Origin of the sequence: Bifidobacterium tsurumiense, assembly GCF_000741765.1 — a bacterium.
Taxonomy (GTDB): domain Bacteria; phylum Actinomycetota; class Actinomycetes; order Actinomycetales; family Bifidobacteriaceae; genus Bifidobacterium; species Bifidobacterium tsurumiense.
The window spans coordinates 1-16,894 of sequence record NZ_JGZU01000016.1 but is presented as its reverse complement, the minus strand read 5'-3'; the positions used below and the strand labels follow the sequence as shown (position 1 = coordinate 16,894).

At 62.8% G+C, this 16,894-nt stretch carries 20 protein-coding genes and 1 tRNA gene; 16 read left to right on the top strand and 5 right to left on the bottom strand.

Annotation, left to right across the window (positions count from 1 at the left end; genetic code table 11):
• Positions 1-85: 85 nt before the first annotated feature.
• Both BITS_RS09010 and BITS_RS07480 read right to left on the bottom strand, forming a co-directional pair.
• Positions 86-760 carry a M23 family metallopeptidase gene (locus BITS_RS09010; RefSeq protein WP_081693527.1) on the bottom strand — a complete coding sequence of 225 codons (675 nt, stop codon included), beginning with the start codon at positions 758-760 and terminating at the stop codon, positions 86-88.
• 362 nt (positions 761-1,122) lie between these two features.
• Positions 1,123-2,226: a hypothetical protein gene (locus BITS_RS07480; protein WP_152571199.1), complete on the bottom strand. Its 1,104-nt coding sequence runs from the start codon at positions 2,224-2,226 to the stop codon at positions 1,123-1,125.
• 173 nt (positions 2,227-2,399) lie between these two features.
• Here BITS_RS07480 and BITS_RS07475 point away from each other — a divergent pair.
• Positions 2,400-2,472 (top strand) — tRNA-Asn (locus BITS_RS07475).
• Here BITS_RS07475 and BITS_RS09005 read toward each other — a convergent pair.
• The gene (locus tag BITS_RS09005; RefSeq protein ID WP_274518368.1) at positions 2,434-2,739 is read right to left on the bottom strand and encodes a helix-turn-helix transcriptional regulator; all 306 of its coding nucleotides are present in this window, start codon (positions 2,737-2,739) and stop codon (positions 2,434-2,436) included. The genes BITS_RS07475 and BITS_RS09005 overlap by 39 nt on opposite strands.
• A 215-nt stretch (positions 2,740-2,954) precedes the next feature.
• On the opposite strand from BITS_RS09005, the gene BITS_RS07470 reads away from it, so the two are divergent.
• Together BITS_RS07470 and BITS_RS07465 are read left to right on the top strand one after the other, a co-directional pair.
• Positions 2,955-3,152: an XRE family transcriptional regulator gene (locus BITS_RS07470; protein WP_238556574.1), complete on the top strand. Its 198-nt coding sequence runs from the start codon at positions 2,955-2,957 to the stop codon at positions 3,150-3,152.
• Positions 3,152-3,481, top strand: a complete 330-nt coding sequence (locus tag BITS_RS07465) for a hypothetical protein (protein ID WP_026642184.1) — start codon at positions 3,152-3,154, stop codon at positions 3,479-3,481. Before BITS_RS07470 ends, BITS_RS07465 begins: the two co-directional genes overlap by 1 nt.
• Here BITS_RS07465 and BITS_RS08775 read toward each other — a convergent pair.
• Positions 3,468-4,157, bottom strand: coding sequence for a DUF6037 family protein (locus BITS_RS08775; RefSeq protein ID WP_152571200.1), 690 nt, complete (start codon positions 4,155-4,157; stop codon positions 3,468-3,470). The genes BITS_RS07465 and BITS_RS08775 overlap by 14 nt on opposite strands.
• Positions 4,158-4,394: 237 nt before the next feature.
• Positions 4,395-4,613: a hypothetical protein gene (locus tag BITS_RS09270; RefSeq protein ID WP_026642186.1), complete on the bottom strand. Its 219-nt coding sequence runs from the start codon at positions 4,611-4,613 to the stop codon at positions 4,395-4,397.
• A gap of 74 nt (positions 4,614-4,687) precedes the next feature.
• Here BITS_RS09270 and BITS_RS07450 point away from each other — a divergent pair, with 74 nt between their 5' ends.
• The 13 genes from BITS_RS07450 (at position 4,688) to BITS_RS08770 (ending at position 16,869) form a co-directional block, all read left to right on the top strand.
• Positions 4,688-4,900 (top strand): hypothetical protein, encoded by a 213-nt coding sequence (locus BITS_RS07450; RefSeq protein WP_152571202.1) that lies wholly within the window; start codon positions 4,688-4,690, stop codon positions 4,898-4,900.
• Positions 4,897-5,178, top strand: coding sequence for a hypothetical protein (locus BITS_RS07445; protein ID WP_026642188.1), 282 nt, complete (start codon positions 4,897-4,899; stop codon positions 5,176-5,178). Before BITS_RS07450 ends, BITS_RS07445 begins: the two co-directional genes overlap by 4 nt.
• The gene (locus BITS_RS09265) at positions 5,178-5,669 is read left to right on the top strand and encodes a hypothetical protein (RefSeq protein ID WP_026642189.1); all 492 of its coding nucleotides are present in this window, start codon (positions 5,178-5,180) and stop codon (positions 5,667-5,669) included. Before BITS_RS07445 ends, BITS_RS09265 begins: the two co-directional genes overlap by 1 nt.
• A gap of 184 nt (positions 5,670-5,853) precedes the next feature.
• Positions 5,854-6,618 (top strand): DUF2786 domain-containing protein, encoded by a 765-nt coding sequence (locus tag BITS_RS07430; RefSeq protein WP_051264344.1) that lies wholly within the window; start codon positions 5,854-5,856, stop codon positions 6,616-6,618.
• Positions 6,618-6,785, top strand: coding sequence for a hypothetical protein (locus tag BITS_RS09135; protein ID WP_155804630.1), 168 nt, complete (start codon positions 6,618-6,620; stop codon positions 6,783-6,785). The genes BITS_RS07430 and BITS_RS09135 overlap by 1 nt, the downstream gene beginning before the upstream one ends.
• Complete coding sequence (locus BITS_RS09770) at positions 6,782-7,255, top strand: helix-turn-helix domain-containing protein (RefSeq protein ID WP_156097489.1); 474 nt, start codon at positions 6,782-6,784, stop codon at positions 7,253-7,255. Before BITS_RS09135 ends, BITS_RS09770 begins: the two co-directional genes overlap by 4 nt.
• Before the next feature lie 438 nt (positions 7,256-7,693).
• The gene (locus tag BITS_RS09125; RefSeq protein ID WP_156097488.1) at positions 7,694-8,086 is read left to right on the top strand and encodes a hypothetical protein; all 393 of its coding nucleotides are present in this window, start codon (positions 7,694-7,696) and stop codon (positions 8,084-8,086) included.
• Positions 8,083-8,565, top strand: coding sequence for a WhiB family transcriptional regulator (locus BITS_RS07420; RefSeq protein ID WP_051264346.1), 483 nt, complete (start codon positions 8,083-8,085; stop codon positions 8,563-8,565). Before BITS_RS09125 ends, BITS_RS07420 begins: the two co-directional genes overlap by 4 nt.
• Positions 8,566-8,860: 295 nt before the next feature.
• Positions 8,861-9,682 carry a ParA family protein gene (locus BITS_RS07415; protein ID WP_156097487.1) on the top strand — a complete coding sequence of 274 codons (822 nt, stop codon included), beginning with the start codon at positions 8,861-8,863 and terminating at the stop codon, positions 9,680-9,682.
• A 136-nt stretch (positions 9,683-9,818) separates the two neighbouring features.
• A complete protein-coding gene (locus tag BITS_RS09120; protein WP_044259727.1) occupies positions 9,819-11,078 on the top strand; it encodes an FIVAR domain-containing protein in 1,260 nt (419 codons plus the stop codon).
• Between the two features lie 104 nt (positions 11,079-11,182).
• Positions 11,183-15,124, top strand: a complete 3,942-nt coding sequence (locus tag BITS_RS07405; protein ID WP_238556573.1) for an LPXTG cell wall anchor domain-containing protein — start codon at positions 11,183-11,185, stop codon at positions 15,122-15,124.
• 208 nt (positions 15,125-15,332) lie between these two features.
• Positions 15,333-15,986: a hypothetical protein gene (locus BITS_RS07400; protein ID WP_026642196.1), complete on the top strand. Its 654-nt coding sequence runs from the start codon at positions 15,333-15,335 to the stop codon at positions 15,984-15,986.
• Positions 15,987-16,023: 37 nt separating this feature from the next.
• Positions 16,024-16,869: a hypothetical protein gene (locus tag BITS_RS08770; protein WP_052366681.1), complete on the top strand. Its 846-nt coding sequence runs from the start codon at positions 16,024-16,026 to the stop codon at positions 16,867-16,869.
• The last annotated feature ends 25 nt before the right edge of the window (positions 16,870-16,894 follow it).

The window sequence follows — 16,894 nt, the reverse complement described above, 5'->3', positions numbered from 1 at the left end:
GTTTCCGGTCGAACCATCGCGATTTTGTCTCAGGTACTCCGTGATTCGGTGCAAATAACGGCTATCCTTTTGCTGACAATATCGTTTATTCTGCAAGCATGCTGCTGAATGCAGCCTTTCCAAGCACAGAGGAATGGTCGTTTATTGCATAAAAGCGCACAGGTTTGAGCACGACTGTTCGCCGAGCCGTCAAGGATTCCGGATCAAGATATTGCTGCTTCCCATTGCGTACACCCCAATGGATGCATTGGTCGGAGCAATGGTCCGATTCTCCTTCTGCATATGCGATGATTTGTCCCCGTGTGACTGGATCTCCAACGGATAACGGTGTTGTCGCAGGTTCAAATGTTGATATCACCGCTGTATGTTGAATCGAAACCACGCTTTTGCCTGCCACAATCCCCACGAATCGAATAACCCCATCGTCAGGGGCCCTTATGTCCTTATTGTCTGCGACGCTCAAATCCACCCCTCGATGACCCGCTAACCAAGGTTGTTCAGGCTTATCGAACGGTGCAATGACCTTTGGATTCTGCACAGGCCACACCATCAACGCACGGCATCCCAAATGTGCATTTACAGCTTGAGCATGTTGCACAAACAGTGGCGAAGCAACGGTTATTGCCGCCGAAGAGCAGATCATAAGCAGCATAACGCATATCAATTTGGCGATAGATTCCCGCCGTTCTTCCAATCGGCGCAACATTTGCCAGACTTTTCGTCGCCATGCCTTCATGTTCTTTTCGACAGCATTACGCATCGCTAAGCTCCTCGTTGAGTTCGATCAAGGGCTACACATGTGTACCCCAATCATTGCGTTACGAGAAGCGTATTATCGATGAATCATGAAGATGTGGTCGGAGGATTACTGGACGCATGAATATCGAATTCCGGTAAATCATACAAAGTCCACAGATACACAAATTGTCATACGAGGACGGATTTGAGCAGATCCACGGTTGAATCTCAGATATGGATTTTTCATATACAAGAACACTCCAGCCAAAATGAGCGCATAGTTGTTACATAACTCAAGATGTATGAAAATACGCCGAATAGCCGCGACAAGAACTCAATTCTTGTAGCGGCTGACACAGGGCCAAACATGGCACGGTATGTTCCTTACCATTGATATAAAGGCGCATCCCGATGTCGTTGAGCTCGTTTCCATTCCTCACGCTGTTCCTGAGGAGAAAACGTATCCATTAAGCGAGTCGGATACTTGCCGCCAGGACGGATATTGGCATCCACATGCGCTTGTGAATGCGAAAGCTTCGGGGCATTGGGATCCAGTATCAGTCGAGCCTTCAGGCCTTCTATTTCCAGTACGCAGGGCTGCATGCGGATATCAGTGCCATCAAAATCTCGCAGCATACTCGCAACTTGCTCTGCGGGCAGTGTATTCATGCGCGAGCCGAACTTCCCCAAGCTCTTACGCAAATCATCTGTCTTCTCAGTTATTGATTTTTTCCTCCGCTTTTCGAGTTCAGCTTTCATTCTTTTTCGATATTCGCGCCCGTTCATAACCTCACTGTTGTTGAGATCACTCGCTACCTGATAAAAATCTTTTGGATCACCTGCACGATCGTAATAGTCAACATTGCGCCAAAAGAGCACATAAGAGTGTTTTTGGCCGTCGTCATAGAACCAGAATGAATGCACAGGATACGACTCTTCGTACCAGCCGTCCTCGCCGCCATCACGGGACGACAACGCAAGCGTAGAGGGGAGCAGTGCTATTTGACGTAAGCCCTGGTTGCGATAGGCATTCAAGATTTCCTTTCTGCCTATGACATAACCCTCCCTTGCCAGGGAGAGTTTTCTAATATCCCGCAGTGTCGTAGACCAGCTTTGGAACAATATCCAGATGTACATGAGGATTAGCAAAACCCAAAAGAAGATCAGGCTTGGATTAGGGAAGAAATATACGATTACTGCAGGGATCACAACTAGTCCAAGGGTTGACCAGCCTGTGGTCTTCCATGAATCAGTGATTGTTTCTTGTCTGAATTTTTGTGGCACGAATTTACGAACTCGTATAGGCCAGTCCGCATCAGATTGGCCCGCATATGTGACTTTTTCGGATTCTCGTTGTTGGTATTTGGAAATCATATGTTCCAGCGAATTGTGATCTGGGAGAGTTGGCGTTGAAACATCAACGTTCTGTGCGCCATCTTGCTGATTGATTTGCTCTTGATCCCAGTTCATTTGGGCTTGCTCTCTCATACCCCCGATTTTACTCCTCGTATCGTGCGTTTGGAGATGCGTTTGAAAGAGTTTGCGACTGCGGAATGAAAACTTCGACACATCCAACACGCCGCAAGTTGCATCCATGTGGTTTGTGTGTATTATATTCATCTTGTGCACAGCACCTAGCAAAGTGAGGCGCACAGCAGTATTCCTGCGTAGCTCAGTTGGCAGAGCATCCGACTGTTAATCGGACGGTCGCTGGTTCAAGCCCAGCCGCAGGAGCCCATCGGAGGCCGCCTCTTCGGAGGCGGCCTTCTTCGTATCCGCCACCCCCATCCGGCGCATCAGGGAATCGTCCATTAATGTCTCTGTTTTTGTGTCCAGAAAACGAGCGGTCTTTACCAAATCAGAGAGTGACCATGAATTTACCCCTTTGATTTTCTTGGACATGGCTGCTCTTTGAATGCCCAATGCCTCGGCCAAAGCTGTTTGTGACTTCCCGTAAGCGGTAAGGAGCATTTTTACGTTCCAGGACACAACTCGCTCCATATATTCAGCATCCAAGTCTGATTGAGTCATTGCGATGTCTGCACTAGTCACGATTCTCCTGACATCTATTTGTTGATTCGATATAGACAAAATGTTATCACGTCGATTTGCGTTAACGCAAAAGAAACCCTATAGTGTATCTTAACAGTCAACAGATGAACTAATGAACTAATAAAGCTACGTGATTGGAGTTACTTATGTCGATGAAGGAGTGGATGCGGTCGCAAGGATTGTCGTATCGTCGGCTCGCTGCGGCCATGTGTCAGTCTCCTTCGGGTTTGTGCAAGAAGATCAATGGTCAGACGAAGTGGCAGGAGGATGACCTGCGTTGGCTGAACGATCATTACGGGCTTTCCTCGGATTTCGTGCTTGGTCTTCCTTCCAAGTCGGGCCAGCAGTTGGGGGTGATGTGATGGCAGCGGTGGATTCCCGTCTCGTTTTTCCCGAGATCGGCGAGGATGAGCGTCGCCGGGCTATGGAGGTCGGTCATGCGATGCCGGACAATGCCTTTCCGCTGTCGGCTCGTCTTGGAATTGCCATTCGCATGGTCAAGGATACCGCTTCTTGGTACCACGGGGCCGGCTCGGCAAGTGTTGATGATTACTACATCATGGTGGAGGACTTTGACCGGGTCGTGGATTTGCTGGAGTCCATCGCCGTCAGGCTTAGAAACGAGGAGACGGCATGCGGGCCGGACGGACTTCGCCCGGATACTCCATCGAAAGAGACTAGAAATGTGTGACCGTTTCCTTTTCGCATTCCTCCCATGTACACGGAATATTGTTTGGCGTTCCGGAGGTCCATCTCGTAGAGAGGCCGTTGCGTTCGCAGAATCGCTGGACGACATTCCCGCACAGACGGATGGTCTTGTCCCTGTTGGCCGGCGATTGCATCTCGTGTCTCCGTCGATTGTCGCGAAAGCCGACGAAACGGATTTTGTCGGCCTCTTCGATGTCCGCACGATGGCTGGAGGGTATGTCTGCCGCCGTGGCGATTCGGCATCTTCCCCATTCGCCGGGGACGCGTTGGACCCCACGTTCGATGAGGCTGAGAAAATCCCCCACATGCCATGTCCCGTGCTTGTCGTACCCGATTCGCAACAGGCTCCGCAGGTCTTCGTAATCGTCTCCGAGATTGGAGTAGGAGAACAGCATGCCGGTTGTGCGGTTCTTTCGTACACGATATGTATGCGACCAAGGCTTTTGGCGTTTGCCCGTGACCGGATCAATCACGAGAACGTTGACCTGGGTGACGATGAGCTCCCCATATCGTCCTCGTTCATCCCGACGATTGGGCTCGCCATCGTAGAACGCTTCGAATTCCACACCGCGGCACACGGTTCTCCATCGAAACCGTGTTTCGTGATCGTGTTGTTCCCATATCATTCGCGACACCATGGTCAACGTCGGCAGGTCCATGCCAATCATTCTATGCTTCCTGTCGCGATGAACGATATCGCGAACATGTCCGTTTCGCGGGAGAGGAGGTTGCCGGCGGGTGAAAAAAGTGCCCGGCCCTGATTGCCGTCGGGGCCGGGCTTGCAAACCACCGTTCGCGGTCCGGGATTGCCGTCCCCTTGGATCGCGTGCACTGTCCAGAGTTTGGAGGTTCACATTGTCCAGTGTAAACGCATTAGCGCGACGAACCTGTGAGGTTCATGATTTAACCATAAAACGCGACACGCCGGAGGCGCGGAGGACAGGTTGCCATTCCGAGTCCGAGTATTGGCGTTCGCGTGCGTCGAGGTATCTCGACATGGCGATGGTGGTCGTGGTCGCGGCCTTGATGGTTTTGATGATTGCTTTCCTGTTCCCGCTGCCCTTGCTGGCGACGGTGATCGTCTTTTCCTGCTGCGTCGTGGTTTCCGTGGTCATGACGGCGTGGTGCGTGATGAATTATCGAGCGGCCATGGATTTTTCGGAGTGGAGTCTTTCGGATGGGGGGTTCGATGAGTGGGCTTCGTGAAGCGTATGCGGGGATCCTCCGGTGTGTGACCGCTTTGGTGGCCGTGGACACCGCGGCTCTGCGCGCGATTGACGTGTTGGAGAAGTCGGTCCGGGCTGTCGGCGTGCGGATCTCCTTGTGCGGGGCTTCCGCCGCTGATGCCGCTTTGGCTCCGTCGGTGGGTCAGAAGTCTTTCATGGAAGGTGATATGCGATGAAGGAGTCGAAGGCCCTTGCGGGAATTATGGTTTCCCGTATCGAGGGTATCGCGTGTTTGATACCGGCGTCGTTGACGGTCGGCGAGATCGTCGCCGCCGCCTACGAGCGTGGGGTGACTGACGCGGCCCGTTTTGTGAGGGACAGGAGTGAACGCGCCCTGGGGGCGGCGGAGTGCGTCGACCGTCTTGAGGATGCGGTCCGGATGCTTCACCGCCCGGATGTTGCGGCTGTGCTGATGCATCCTTCGGGACGATGCCAGAACCAGGGGGATGCGTGATGGTGAGGCTTGATACCGAGCGTATGCGTCTGATTGCCGCCTCTCCCGCGGTCAGCGAGGTGACGCGGTGCTCTCGCGGCAATTTCCGTCTTTGCTATGAGCCTGATTTCCTTGTTCACCTGCTTGCGTGCCTAGATGCGGGCGATGGACCCGCGAAGGTGTTCAGGTACGCGGGTCTGCCGTCCAGCCTGATCGGCTACAAGCGGATCGAACGTACCGCGTATCGCGTGCGGAACTCTTTCGAGACGCGTTCCCGGTTGGAACGGTTCGGCGACACGTGGATGCGAACGCATCCGGATCATGTCTCCGTCGGCGTTCCGGCGGATGGTTCCGCCGATTCGGCGGATGAGTTTTCGAGGATCATGGTTGCGTTGTCGAACAGACCCACCGCTTTCGAGCGGGAGCTGGAAGCGCCGTCCAGCGAGATGCGTGACGTGGAGAGCCTTCTCGGCCTGTCGGTCGCTCCTGCGGCGGAAAGTGGTGCGGAATGAATCTGTCTCGGTTGACTGTTTCGCAGCGGCGGCTGATCTTGTCCGCTCCCATGGACGGGTCTCAGGACCTGTATGTGTCGGCGATGGTCGGGATGCCGCAGCGTCTCGTGGCGCGTGTGAGGGTGATGCTGATGGGGGCCGACCGGCGTCCGGCCGGTACCGGTCCGCGGAGGGGAGGCTTGTGATGGCCGACAAGGATCTGGAACGCGTGCTGGAGCAGGTCCGTAGGCTGTTGGCGTTGGCGGAGGATCCGGCGGCGGCGGAGAACGAGGCGATGCTGGCGTTCGAGCGTGCGAAGCGTCTGATGGACAGGTACGCGGTGAACGAGTGGATGCTGCATGAGGATACGCGCGGATGTGAGCCGGTGGTCGAACGGACCGTCCGGTTCGAGCGGCGTGAGCCGGTGAACCGGTTCCGTGTGGGCCTCGCGGAGATCGTCGCCAGGGCGAACCGTTGCCGCACGTATTGGTCGGGGTATCGGGCGCGTAACAACGTGACGGTGCCCGTGTCGGTCACGTTCTACGGCGTCGAGACGGACGTTCGTTTGTGCGAGGCGTTGTGGACGTCGATGGAGTTGCGGCGAGCCTCCGGCTGGCGCAGGGCGTTGAACGAGTACGCGCGCCAGTCCGGCTGGCGTCCCTCGCCCGCGTCCTGGAGGAACGGCTACTACCTGTCGTTCCAACGGCGTATCGGCGAACGTTTCGACGCCATCGGGGACGGCGGGGAGGCGACGCATGAGGCGGGCCGTGAGCTGGTCCTGGCGCGCGACCGTCAGCTCGACGCGTTCGAGGCGACGCTGACGTTGGACGACAGGCCGGTGCGTTTCCGTGCGGTGACCGTCAGCAACGCGGCGCGCGACTATGGTCGCCGTGACGCGGACATGACCCCGTTGGGGTTGCGTGAGACCGGGAGGGACGCGTCGCGTCCCGTGTTGGAGGGAGGCGTGTGATGGCTGGTGATGCGGTGGTGTTGGTCGCCTTGCTGATGACGTGCGCCGTGATTGGCGTGCTGTGGCCGCTGGTCTGCGTGGCGTTGCGGCTGCTGGTCGTTCTCGCGGGCCTGGTGGCGCGGCTGGTCGGGTTTCTTTTCCGCATGGTCCGTGGGGGTGCGTCATGAGCTGGCAGGCTTCGGCGTGGGCGCAGCGGTGCCATGTGGGCAACGGGACCGCGAAGGCGGTGCTGCTGTATCTGGCGGACAAGGCGCAGCCGGACGGGACGGGCGCGCGTCCGAAGATCGACACGATCTGCTCGGTCGTGGAGTTCAAGCGGCGCGCGGTCATCAACGCGTTGCGGCTGCTCGAATCCCGCGGTTCATCCGTCGCGGCGACCAGCGGCTCGCGCGTCTGCTGCCGAACGGCAGGGTCCGGCCGGAGCAGTACGCGCAGGTCGTATGGGATCTGGCCGTGGACGAGGATCCCGAGGTGCTGTCGTATGTCGACCGCGTCGGCGAACGGGACACGGATCCGGTGGACGACCGGACGGACCTGGCCGATGAGGCCGACGTGCCCGCCGGAACGGACGACAAGGGCGGCGAAACGGACGGTTCCGAGGACGTGCCCGATCCCGCGGAATCCAGAGGTGCATTAAATGCACGTCTGGAAAACGAGGGCCAGGGGTGCACGAGATGCACGTCCAGAGGTGCATTAAATGCACGTCCAGGGGTGCACGAGATGCACCCCTCATATAAGGAACAACCATCAGAGGAACCATCAGGATTAACCAATAACCCCTCTGCCCCTTCGGGGCATCTCCCCGCCGCCGGCGGGGCGACCCCCGGCGAGGGGACGGCGGACGACGGGATGGCGTGCGAGGCTGGTCGGGTGCTGGACGGGCTCGTGCGTCTCCGCCGCGGTCTCGGGCTGTCGGTCCGGGAACCGTCGAAGACGGACGGGAGGGCCGTCGCGCGTCTGCTGAAGCGTCTCCGTGACCGGGGTTCCCGGGACCCGTCCGGTGCGGTCCTCATGGTGCTGGGATCGGCGTTCGAGGGCTCCTGGTGGCCCAGGCTGATCCGTACCGGTCGCACTCGTGGAGTCGAATTGGGACAAGCTCGCCGACGACGCGACGCTCTCCGCCCGGCGGGACGCCGGGACCGGGCCGGTGCGGCCCGCCGCCGGCCTTCCGGCAGAAGCGCACGCGCATTCGGCGTCGTGCTCGCATGTGGCCGCGATCGTGGATTCGTCGGACGCGGTGGCCGTGGAGCCGAGCTACGTGCACCGGAGAGAAGCGGGAGACACGGTCGCCGGGTGGCTCAATGACGGGATGGGCGGGGGCGAGGCGCTGAAACGCCTGTGCTCGATCCTGAAGGACTCCGCGGAGGACAGGCGGCGGAATCGGGAACGCTTGGAAAGGATCAGGGCCTCGCGCGGCGGACGCATGTTCGCCGGTGCGATGGATTCCGGGATCGAGGTGACGAGATGATCGACGAGCGTGCCTTGTGCGAACGGTTCCCCGTGGAGTGGGCGGATCTGATGTGGGGGCTGGACAATGGGTCGTCGGCGTCGGCGGGCGATCGGAAGGTGCTGGTGTCCGCGGGCATCAGGATCTGCGAGAAGTGTCCGGTGCGTGCGGAGTGTCTTGCGGACGCGATCGTGCGTCGGGAGCAGGTCGGGATCCGTGGCGGTCTGCCGCTGCGGGCCCGTCGCCGGCTGCGTTGCATGGCGTCCGACGGCGGCGTGGACATGTCGGACGGCGGGACGAAGGCGTTGCATGGGCTGACTCGTTGGCTGAAGTCCCATCAGGAGCTGATCGAGGCCGCGAGGGACGCGGAGACCGCCGACCGTCAGGCCAAGCGCCGTCGTCAGCGGCGCAAGGAGCGCGCCGGCATGGAACGCTGCGTGCGTGAGGGGTTCCGTCCGACGAAGCCTCCCTTGGACCGTCAGGGCGAGCTGGACATCTGAGGGGAGGGTGTGATGCGTCGTCTTCTTCGTCGTCTCGTCCCCGCTTCGGAGTTCATGCCGTGCCTGCTCGCGGTGTGCGCTCTGCCGTGCCTGGTGGCGGGCGGCCTGTCGTGGCTGGTCGCGGAAGCGTCTGCCCGTGTGGGCGGCGTTCGCCCTGGCTCCGGCCGGCTTATTCGCCGTCCGCCGCCGGCGGACGGGAGAGGGCCGTTGATCGCGGTCCGGGGCGGGTCCCGTCCCGTTCCTTTTCGGTATTTCGTTCTTTCGGTATTTAGGTAGATAGGTAAAGGAGTGAATCATGATCGTGACCGTGGCGAACGCGAAGGGCGGTGTGGCCAAGACCACGACGGCCGTGTATTTGTGCGCGGCGCATGGGCTGGCCGTGGACGACATGGATGGCGCGCTGCTGCTGGACGCGGACGTGCAGGCCAGCGCGAGCCTGTGGAGGGATATGGCCGACGAGCACGGCGACCCGTTGGGCTTCGACGTGTGTCCGGCGAACCTGAGCACGCTGCGTCGTCTGCGTGGTTCGTCGGCCGCGCGCTTGCATGGGCTGGCCGTGGTGGACGCGCCCCCGCAGGGCCCGGTGTTGGAGGCGGCGGTCCGGTGCGCTGATTTCGTGGTCGTGCCCGCGTCGGACAGTCCCCTGGACCTGCAGCAGGCGTGGGCGACGATGGCCGCGATCCCGCAGGGCGTGCCGAAGGCCGTGCTGGTCGTCAGGGCCGAGCCGAGGACCACGGCGTGCATGGAGACGATCGCCGCCCTGGACGGCGAGGGCACGCCCCGGTTCGACGCGGTGGTGCGCAAACGCCAGGACATCAAGCGGTGCATGGGGGCGCGTCCGGTGAAGCTGTGGGAGTACGCGCGGGCGTACCGGGGAGATCCTGGAGGTCGCGCGATGAGGAACATGCAGGCGTACAAGCCGGCCGCGAGGATGGGCTCGGCCGGGTCGTTGGATGACGTGTTCCGCGGGGAGCCGGCGTCGGAGTGGGTCAAGACGAGCGTGAGCATGCGACGCGAGACCAGGCGGCGGGCGAAACGGTACGCGCTCGACCATGACATGAGCCTGCAGGAGGTCGTGGACGCGGCACTCCGGGCGTACGTGGACGGCCTTCGGTAAGAAAACGGAAACGGTGTTTCGGTATTCCGGTAAATCGGTGAAGGGGTATTCCATGGCGGAAACATGCCGTCTGGCGGGCGGTGTCGGTGTTTCGGTATATCGGTATTTTGGTAGTGGATCAAGGAGAGTGTGGACTATGGGCAGGAACGAGAACGGGAAGCGGGTTTGGGTGTTCGATCCCGCGAACAACACGGACCGCGACGCCGGCAACCATCGCGGCCGGCCGATCCAGGCGCCCGGATGGGCCGTGAACGCCGTGTCGGGATGGGCGGACCGGACCGACGTCCCGGCAGGCCCGGAGGGGTCGGGATCGCGCAGGCCGCGTCGAGTGCGCATGTGGATGGTCGTCGTGGCGGTCGTCTGCGTGCTCGCCGTCGTGTCGGCGGGCCTTGCCGTCTGGCAGGCCGTCCGTGTGCGTGGTGCGATGGAATCGTGTGGGGCCTCGCGTTCCGGCGTGCTGGAACTGGCCGACGGTCTGGCGTCGGCGGTGGATGGCGGCGACGTGAGGGAGGCGTTGTCGGTCACCGCGGATCAGGTCGAGGACCCCGATGCCGTGACCGCCCTCGCCGCCGCGGCTGATGACGCGCGACTGGAGGTGGGGGTCCCGGCCTGCGAGGTCTCCTGGTTCGACCTGCATCCCGACCGTGCCTCGGACGGCATCGAGGCGGCCATGGACATGGTCCGCGCACGCTCCTCCGCCTTGGACGCCGCGGTGTCGGCGGTGCTTCGGTCGCGTGACGCGAAGATTCTGGCGGACGCGAAAACCTCTCTCCAAACGAAGACGGACCAAGCGGACGCATTGCTGGCGGATTCGGACGGCAGGGTCCAGGACAATGCGGTCCGCGATGCCCTGCGGAAGGCCATCGACCAGGCGAACACGCTTCTGGGCGGCGATGAGGTCACCGTGGATGATTTGCGCGCCGCCGGCCAGGCGATCGATCAGGCCACCACAGCGGTGAACGACTCGATCAAGGCGAAGCAGGACGCGGATGCGGCCGCCGAGGCGCAGGCCGCCCAGCAGTCGTACACGCCGTCGTATTCAGGTGGCGGGTCCTACGTCCCGCAGCAGTCCTACACGCCCAGCTACTCCGGTTCATCAGGCGGGTCTTCAGGCGGTAGCTCCGTCAATAGCTCCAGCGGTGGCGATCTGGAACTTGGCGTCGGTCAGAAACCTATTGGTTCCTGTGTTCCTGGCCAGTATTGCCCCGATCGGATGATTCGGTGCGTTGATCGCTTAAGGAGGCCGTTGATCTTGAATCGACGGCCTCCTCGCTTTTCCGTCGTTCTTTTCGGTGTTTCGGTTTTTCGGTGTGATTCTCCTTGTCTTTTGTCCTCCGCGTTATCGGCGTGTCGTGTTTTTCAATGGTTCCGTCGTCCGGGCCGGCCGGGCGATTGACCTCTTTCTCCGAGACAGCGCAACGCCGGGGCCCTTCGGGGTCCCGGCGGCCATGTGAATCGGGACGGGGTCATGGCAAGAATGATGATGAGGAGAAAGATCATATGAGTTTTGATGATCCTTCCATGCGTCACAATGGCGCCGGACGCGGGTCCGGCGGTGTGGCGCGATTGTTGAAGTCGTGCGTGCGTGCGGCCGTCGTGGCCGTGGCCGCCATGGGGATGCTCGCGGCTCCCGCGATGGCCCAGTCGGGTGGCGCGGGTTCCGGTTCGGGCTCCGTGGGTATGGGCGGTGACGCCGAGCTCGCCTGGACCTATAAGGAAGACTACGGCGCCCCCACGGTCGATAACGTCAAGGCCGCGATGAACGAGGCGACGCCGGGCATCTGGATCGGCCCCATCGGCGCCAACAATCCCGATACTCCTATCCGGCAGGCCCTGACCAGCGCCGTGTCCGAGTGCCAGGCGCGCGGCAACCAGGAGTGCCGTCTGGTCGGCGTGGGGTATGTTCACAGCATCACGCCGTCCAGCAGCTTCACCGGCGCCGCCATGGGCGCGACGCAGGCGCAGTGGTTGCAACCCTATACCCAGTACGTTCAGCCCGGTACCTATTACCGCAACGGTGTGGCGTACAACACCGCAGCCCTGTTCAATGATGGCGTGACCAGCATCGATTCTCTGGTCGCGCGTGAGACCGCGAACGATCCGGCCAACAAGAGCGTGATCGTGATCGTCTTGGGTGAGAACGAGCCGCCGACCGTGGTTCCGCCGGAGCCTCCGGCCAAGGGCATCGAGGAGGGCGTGAGCGCCGATTCGATGACCAACAGGACCGTGATCTCGACGGGCACCGGCAAGGGCGGCACGAAGATGACGATCGGCGACCGTTTCACCCCCGACGGACAGACCTACACGGTCTCCGATCTGAAGGTGACCGACAAGACCGCCGGCGAGGACATCACCGGCAGCTTCACGTTCAGCACGCAGAACGGCCAGACTCCCGCGGGGGATCACCTGACCGCGACGTGGAACGGCGGCGACCTGCCCGACAGCCACACGTTCGAGCTGTCCTTCCAGGTGACGGTCTCCGACCCGGAGATCAGCAAGGTCGGCGACCAGGGCTATGTCAGGTGGAACGACGAGCCCGAGCAGACCACCGACCGGCACGAGTTCCCGACCTGGAAGCCGAATCCGGACAAGTCGTGGATCGTCAGGGACGGTGACGGCGGGTGGGCCGCGGTGATCGACCCGCAGGAGACCAACGCGACCGGCGGCGACGCGCATAAGTTCCTGGACGGCGACGAGGTCGCCAGCGTGGTCAACGGCACCGTGGACGCCGGCCTGATCGATGTGCCCGAGTCGCTGACCCTGACCGACGACTGGACCGCCGCGGACTACATCTGGGACGGTCCGACCGGCGCCGATCAGATCCGCGTGTTCGCGGCCGACGCCACGTCCGATTCGGAGTCCAGCGTCGCGGACATCGTCAACAACGGCGGGGACGTGACCGACCAGTTCGACATCGCCGTCCAGGGCACCAAGGCCACCGCCACCGCCAAGGCCTCCTACCTCAAGGGATTGAAGGGGATGAAGAACCCGAAGCAGGTCACGCTCCTGATCCCCGGCAGGATCAACTTCGCCAACGGCGGGGGCGCCGAGCAGGTGCGCGAGGACTTCAGCAAGGAGCCCGGTAGCGAGCTGACGTTCTGCGCGGCCCCGGACGCCTCCGGGGACCCGTCGGACACGACCCTGACGAACAGCGGCTCCGAGACCGTGAACGGCCAGAGCGTGCCGACGAACACGCCGTACATCTGCGGCTACATCCCGCCGGTGGAGAAGGACGTGCTCTCCGAGGCGTCCGAGGGCGGCGAGCAGGAGTCGGTGGACGGCAAGGCCGTGTTCCCGGGCCAGAAGGTCGAGTACCAGCTGCTGACCACGCCGAACCTGCCCGCGGATCTCGCCTACGGCGTCAGCAAGGTCGTGTTCACCGACAGCTTTGACCAGCGCCTTGAGCCGGACAAGCAGACGGTCGAGATGATGGACCTGAGCGACGGCAAGGTCATCGCGAAGTCGAAGTATTCGACCGAGTGGGACGACGAGCAGCATCTGTTCCAATTGACGGTGACCGACCAGGAGCTGATCGCCCGGTGGCGTGCCGGTTCGAGCCCGCGCATCCAGGTTCGTTTTGAGGGCACCGTGAGCGAGGACGCGCCCGTCGACCACCAGGTGAACAACCAGTGGATGCTGACCCTGAACAACTCGCTGACCCCGTCGAACGAGGTGTTCAACGTGCCGCCGGACTTCAACCCGGGCAAGGAGGACAACCAGAGCGAGGCGCAGGGCGATCCGACGGTCAGCATCGACGGGAGGACCCTGCTGATGGGCGACACCGGCAACTACGTCGTCTCGCTTGATCTGACCCAGAGGGACCAGGCGTACAAGGTGTGGCGCGCCGGCATCGTGGACGACTTCGACGACGGGTACCTGAAGATCGACCCGCAGGACGTCGAGGTGCTGGACGCCGCCGGCCAGGACGTGACCGACCGGTTCAACGTCGCCATCCGGGACGGCGTCGCCTATGTGTTCGCCAAGACCGTGGACACCGGGATCCCTGCGACGGGCGAGACCGTCAAGGGCGACCCGCAGCCCTCGGATCTCAAGGCCTACTCCGAATTGACCGATGAGGATTACGATCCGCTGAAGGATCCGAGCATCGACCAGTCGCTGCTCGGCCAGACCTACCGCGTGGTCCTGCCCTATACGGTCGTGAAGGCGGCCGATGGGTATGTGGTCGAGAACACGGCGACGCAGATCGTCAACGACCTGTCCAAGCAGACCAACACGGTGTCGAACCCGTTGAAGCCGATCAACCCCGTCAAGGACGTGACCGTCGAGGTCGGCGGCGACAGCGCGAACGGCCAGAGCGTGTACCTGAACTCGACGTTCCTCTACCAGCTCGACTCCAGCGTGATCCCCGCCGACCGCGCCTACCCCGAGGTCATCGAATGGGGCATCGTCGATCAGCTGGATCCGCAGGTCGACGCGTTGACGGGCCAGTGGGCCGTGTACGCGGCCCGCGACCTGTACCGTGACGGTCAGGTGATCGCGGCCAGGGGCGCGATGATCGCCGGCGGCGGCTTCGACAGCTCGAAGCTGGGTGGTGACATGTTCACCGCGAACATCGACCAGTCGACCGGCAAGGTGACCATCGAGTCCACCGACCTGTACCGGTCCCTGGCGGGCGCGGACACCGCGCACGAGCAGGCGTGGCGCGCGTACATCCAGTGCAGGCGCGTCAAGGTCGTGGACCGGCACGAGAACCGGTTCACCGAGCACTTCAACGACAAGGACCTCGAATCCAACGTCGTGTGGACGAAGACCCCGGACATGACCCCGTCGCTGTCCATCGAGAAGTGGGACGAGACGAGCGGCTGGCCGGACGGCGACCGCGACACCCCGCAGGAGGCGCTTGAGGGCGCGAAGGACGGCGACGTGATCGTGTTCACCATCACCAACACGTCCAAGACCGACGACGAGGGCAACGGCGCGTGGTTCAAGGCCAGCGACCTGAAGCTGGAGGACGAGACGATCGTCGGCGACGGCGAGGTCACCGATCTCGTCTACCCCGTGGATTGGGGCACGCTGGTCCTCAGGCCGGGCGACTCGGTGGATGTCAGGGGCACGCTGACCGGCTTCACGGCCGACAGGCACACGGACCGCGCCCAGGTCACCGGCATCCCGCTCGTCACCTGCCCCGTGTCGGACGATGACCCGTTCGGCACCAACCCGGGTGACGGTTCCGGCGGTCAGGACGGTCCGAACACCGTCGAGATCGACGGCACGGTCCTGTGCGAGGACACCGTCGTGGAATCCAACACGGATGATTGGAACGCGACCTCTAAGTTGCTGGCCACGACCGGTAGCTCGGTCATGTGGATCGCGGGAGGCGCCCTGGTGCTGTTCGCGCTCGGCGGCGGTCTGGTCGTCGTGCGTCGTCGCGGCGCCGGCTCCCATGCCGCGCACACCGCGAAGACGGCCGGTCGCGCCTGACCGGTGAGAAGCGTCCGTCCGACCGGCCGGTGGTGTCCGTCCGGCCTTCCGGTCGGACGGCGGAAAAGGCCCGCCCCTTCAACGGGGCGGGTTTTTTTATTCCTCTTCGATGCGCACGTCGTGGTCCGGGTTGGGTGTCCTCCGCGGCGGGCGTGTCGGGATCGGATGATGGTGCCGTGTCCAAGTCGTCGAGGGTTCGGAGGTCGTTATGGTCGATCGGGTCGATCAGTTGTTCTCGTTTCTGGATGGGTTGCGTTCGCGCGCGTGGGTGCCGGGCGTGGACTCTTCCGCGGACGCGGCGTTGCTGCCCGCGTTGGTGGGGTTGTCGCGGCGTGCGGACATGCGTGACGCGGTGCTGGTGAAGGTCGTCGATCCGGGCATGGACCGGGCGGCGTTCCGTCTGGTCGCGTCCCGGTCCGAGGCGGGGCCGGGTCGTGACCGTCGGGTGGCTGACGCGGTCGCGGTGGTCGACGGTGTGGTGACGAAGGCGTGGGAGAACCCGGGGTATGACGTGCGCCGGGTGATGCAGACCGCGTACCGTCAGGACGTCCCGAAGCTCCTGGATCGTCTCGCGGCGCGGATATCCCCGTTGGCGGAGCAGTCGGGGCTGCGGGCCGTGACGGCGTACGCGAGCTGGCTTCAGGGCGATGACATGCCCGTGTTCAAGGGGTATCTGGATTCCCTGCGTGCCGCGAACCCGTCGGACGGGTGGGCGGTCCAGCTCGGGAACGCGTACGCGGCGCATGAGTATCCGGCGTGGCTGCGGGCCGATCTCGACGAGCGGGAGCGGCTGGGCGCGGTGAATGCGGGTGCCGCCGGCGTGCTGGCCGGGCGTCCCGATGGCGTGTCCCCGTCGCGGTGATCCGGGGTGGCGTCGTGCGTGGCGAAGGGACGGCGGCATGACCGGTCCGATGCTGCAGCCCACCCAACGGTGGTGGGATGGCGACGGGGACGATCCGTCGTCGGTTCCCGTGCCGGACGGCATGCCGTCCCGTTACGGGTCGGATGGGGGCCGGACGGACGTTCCGGCCCGCGATGCCGTCGACTGCGGTCGTGTGGACGGCTCGTCTCCCGCCGGGGAATCCCTTGAGGCGGTCGCTGACGTGGAGCCCGACGACGGTCCGCGCGACGCGGTCGCCGGGGGAGGGGCGCGCAGGATGGCGCTCGTCGCCGGGGTCTGCTCGCTTGCCGTGATCCCGCTTGTGGCGGGCGGCTTGTTCGCCTGGCGCGCCGTCGAGACGTCACGCGCGCGGGAGATGAGGTCGTCCTGTCTTGAGGCCGTCTCGTCCCAATCGGCTGCGTGGGAATCGGTGTCCGAGGCGGTCGCGGCGGCCGGGGACGCGGAGGGGATCGACGCCTCGCAGGTCCAGGACGCCTCGAGCGTCTCGGAACTCGCCCGGCTTCTGGATTCGACGCCGGAGGAGCCGGCCGCGGACGCGTGCCCGGCCGACGCCGCCGCGGAACTGCTCGCCGCCCATGGTGAGCGCGCGGACTCCCAGACCGAGGCGTACGGACGTTACGCGAAGGAGCTGAAGGATGCCGCGTCGGCGGTGCTGGCGTCGCGTGACGCGAAGACGTTGGCGGACGCGGCGGCGTCGCTCAGGGCGAAGGCGGACCGGGCCGACGCCTTGCTGAAGGATTCGGACGGCGGGGTCCGGGACGACGCGACCCGGGACGCGTTGCGGCGGGCGGTCGACCGGGCGCGCACGCGTTCTGGACGCGAACGACGGACGCCGGGGCCATGAACGACGCCTCGACCGCGTGGACCGG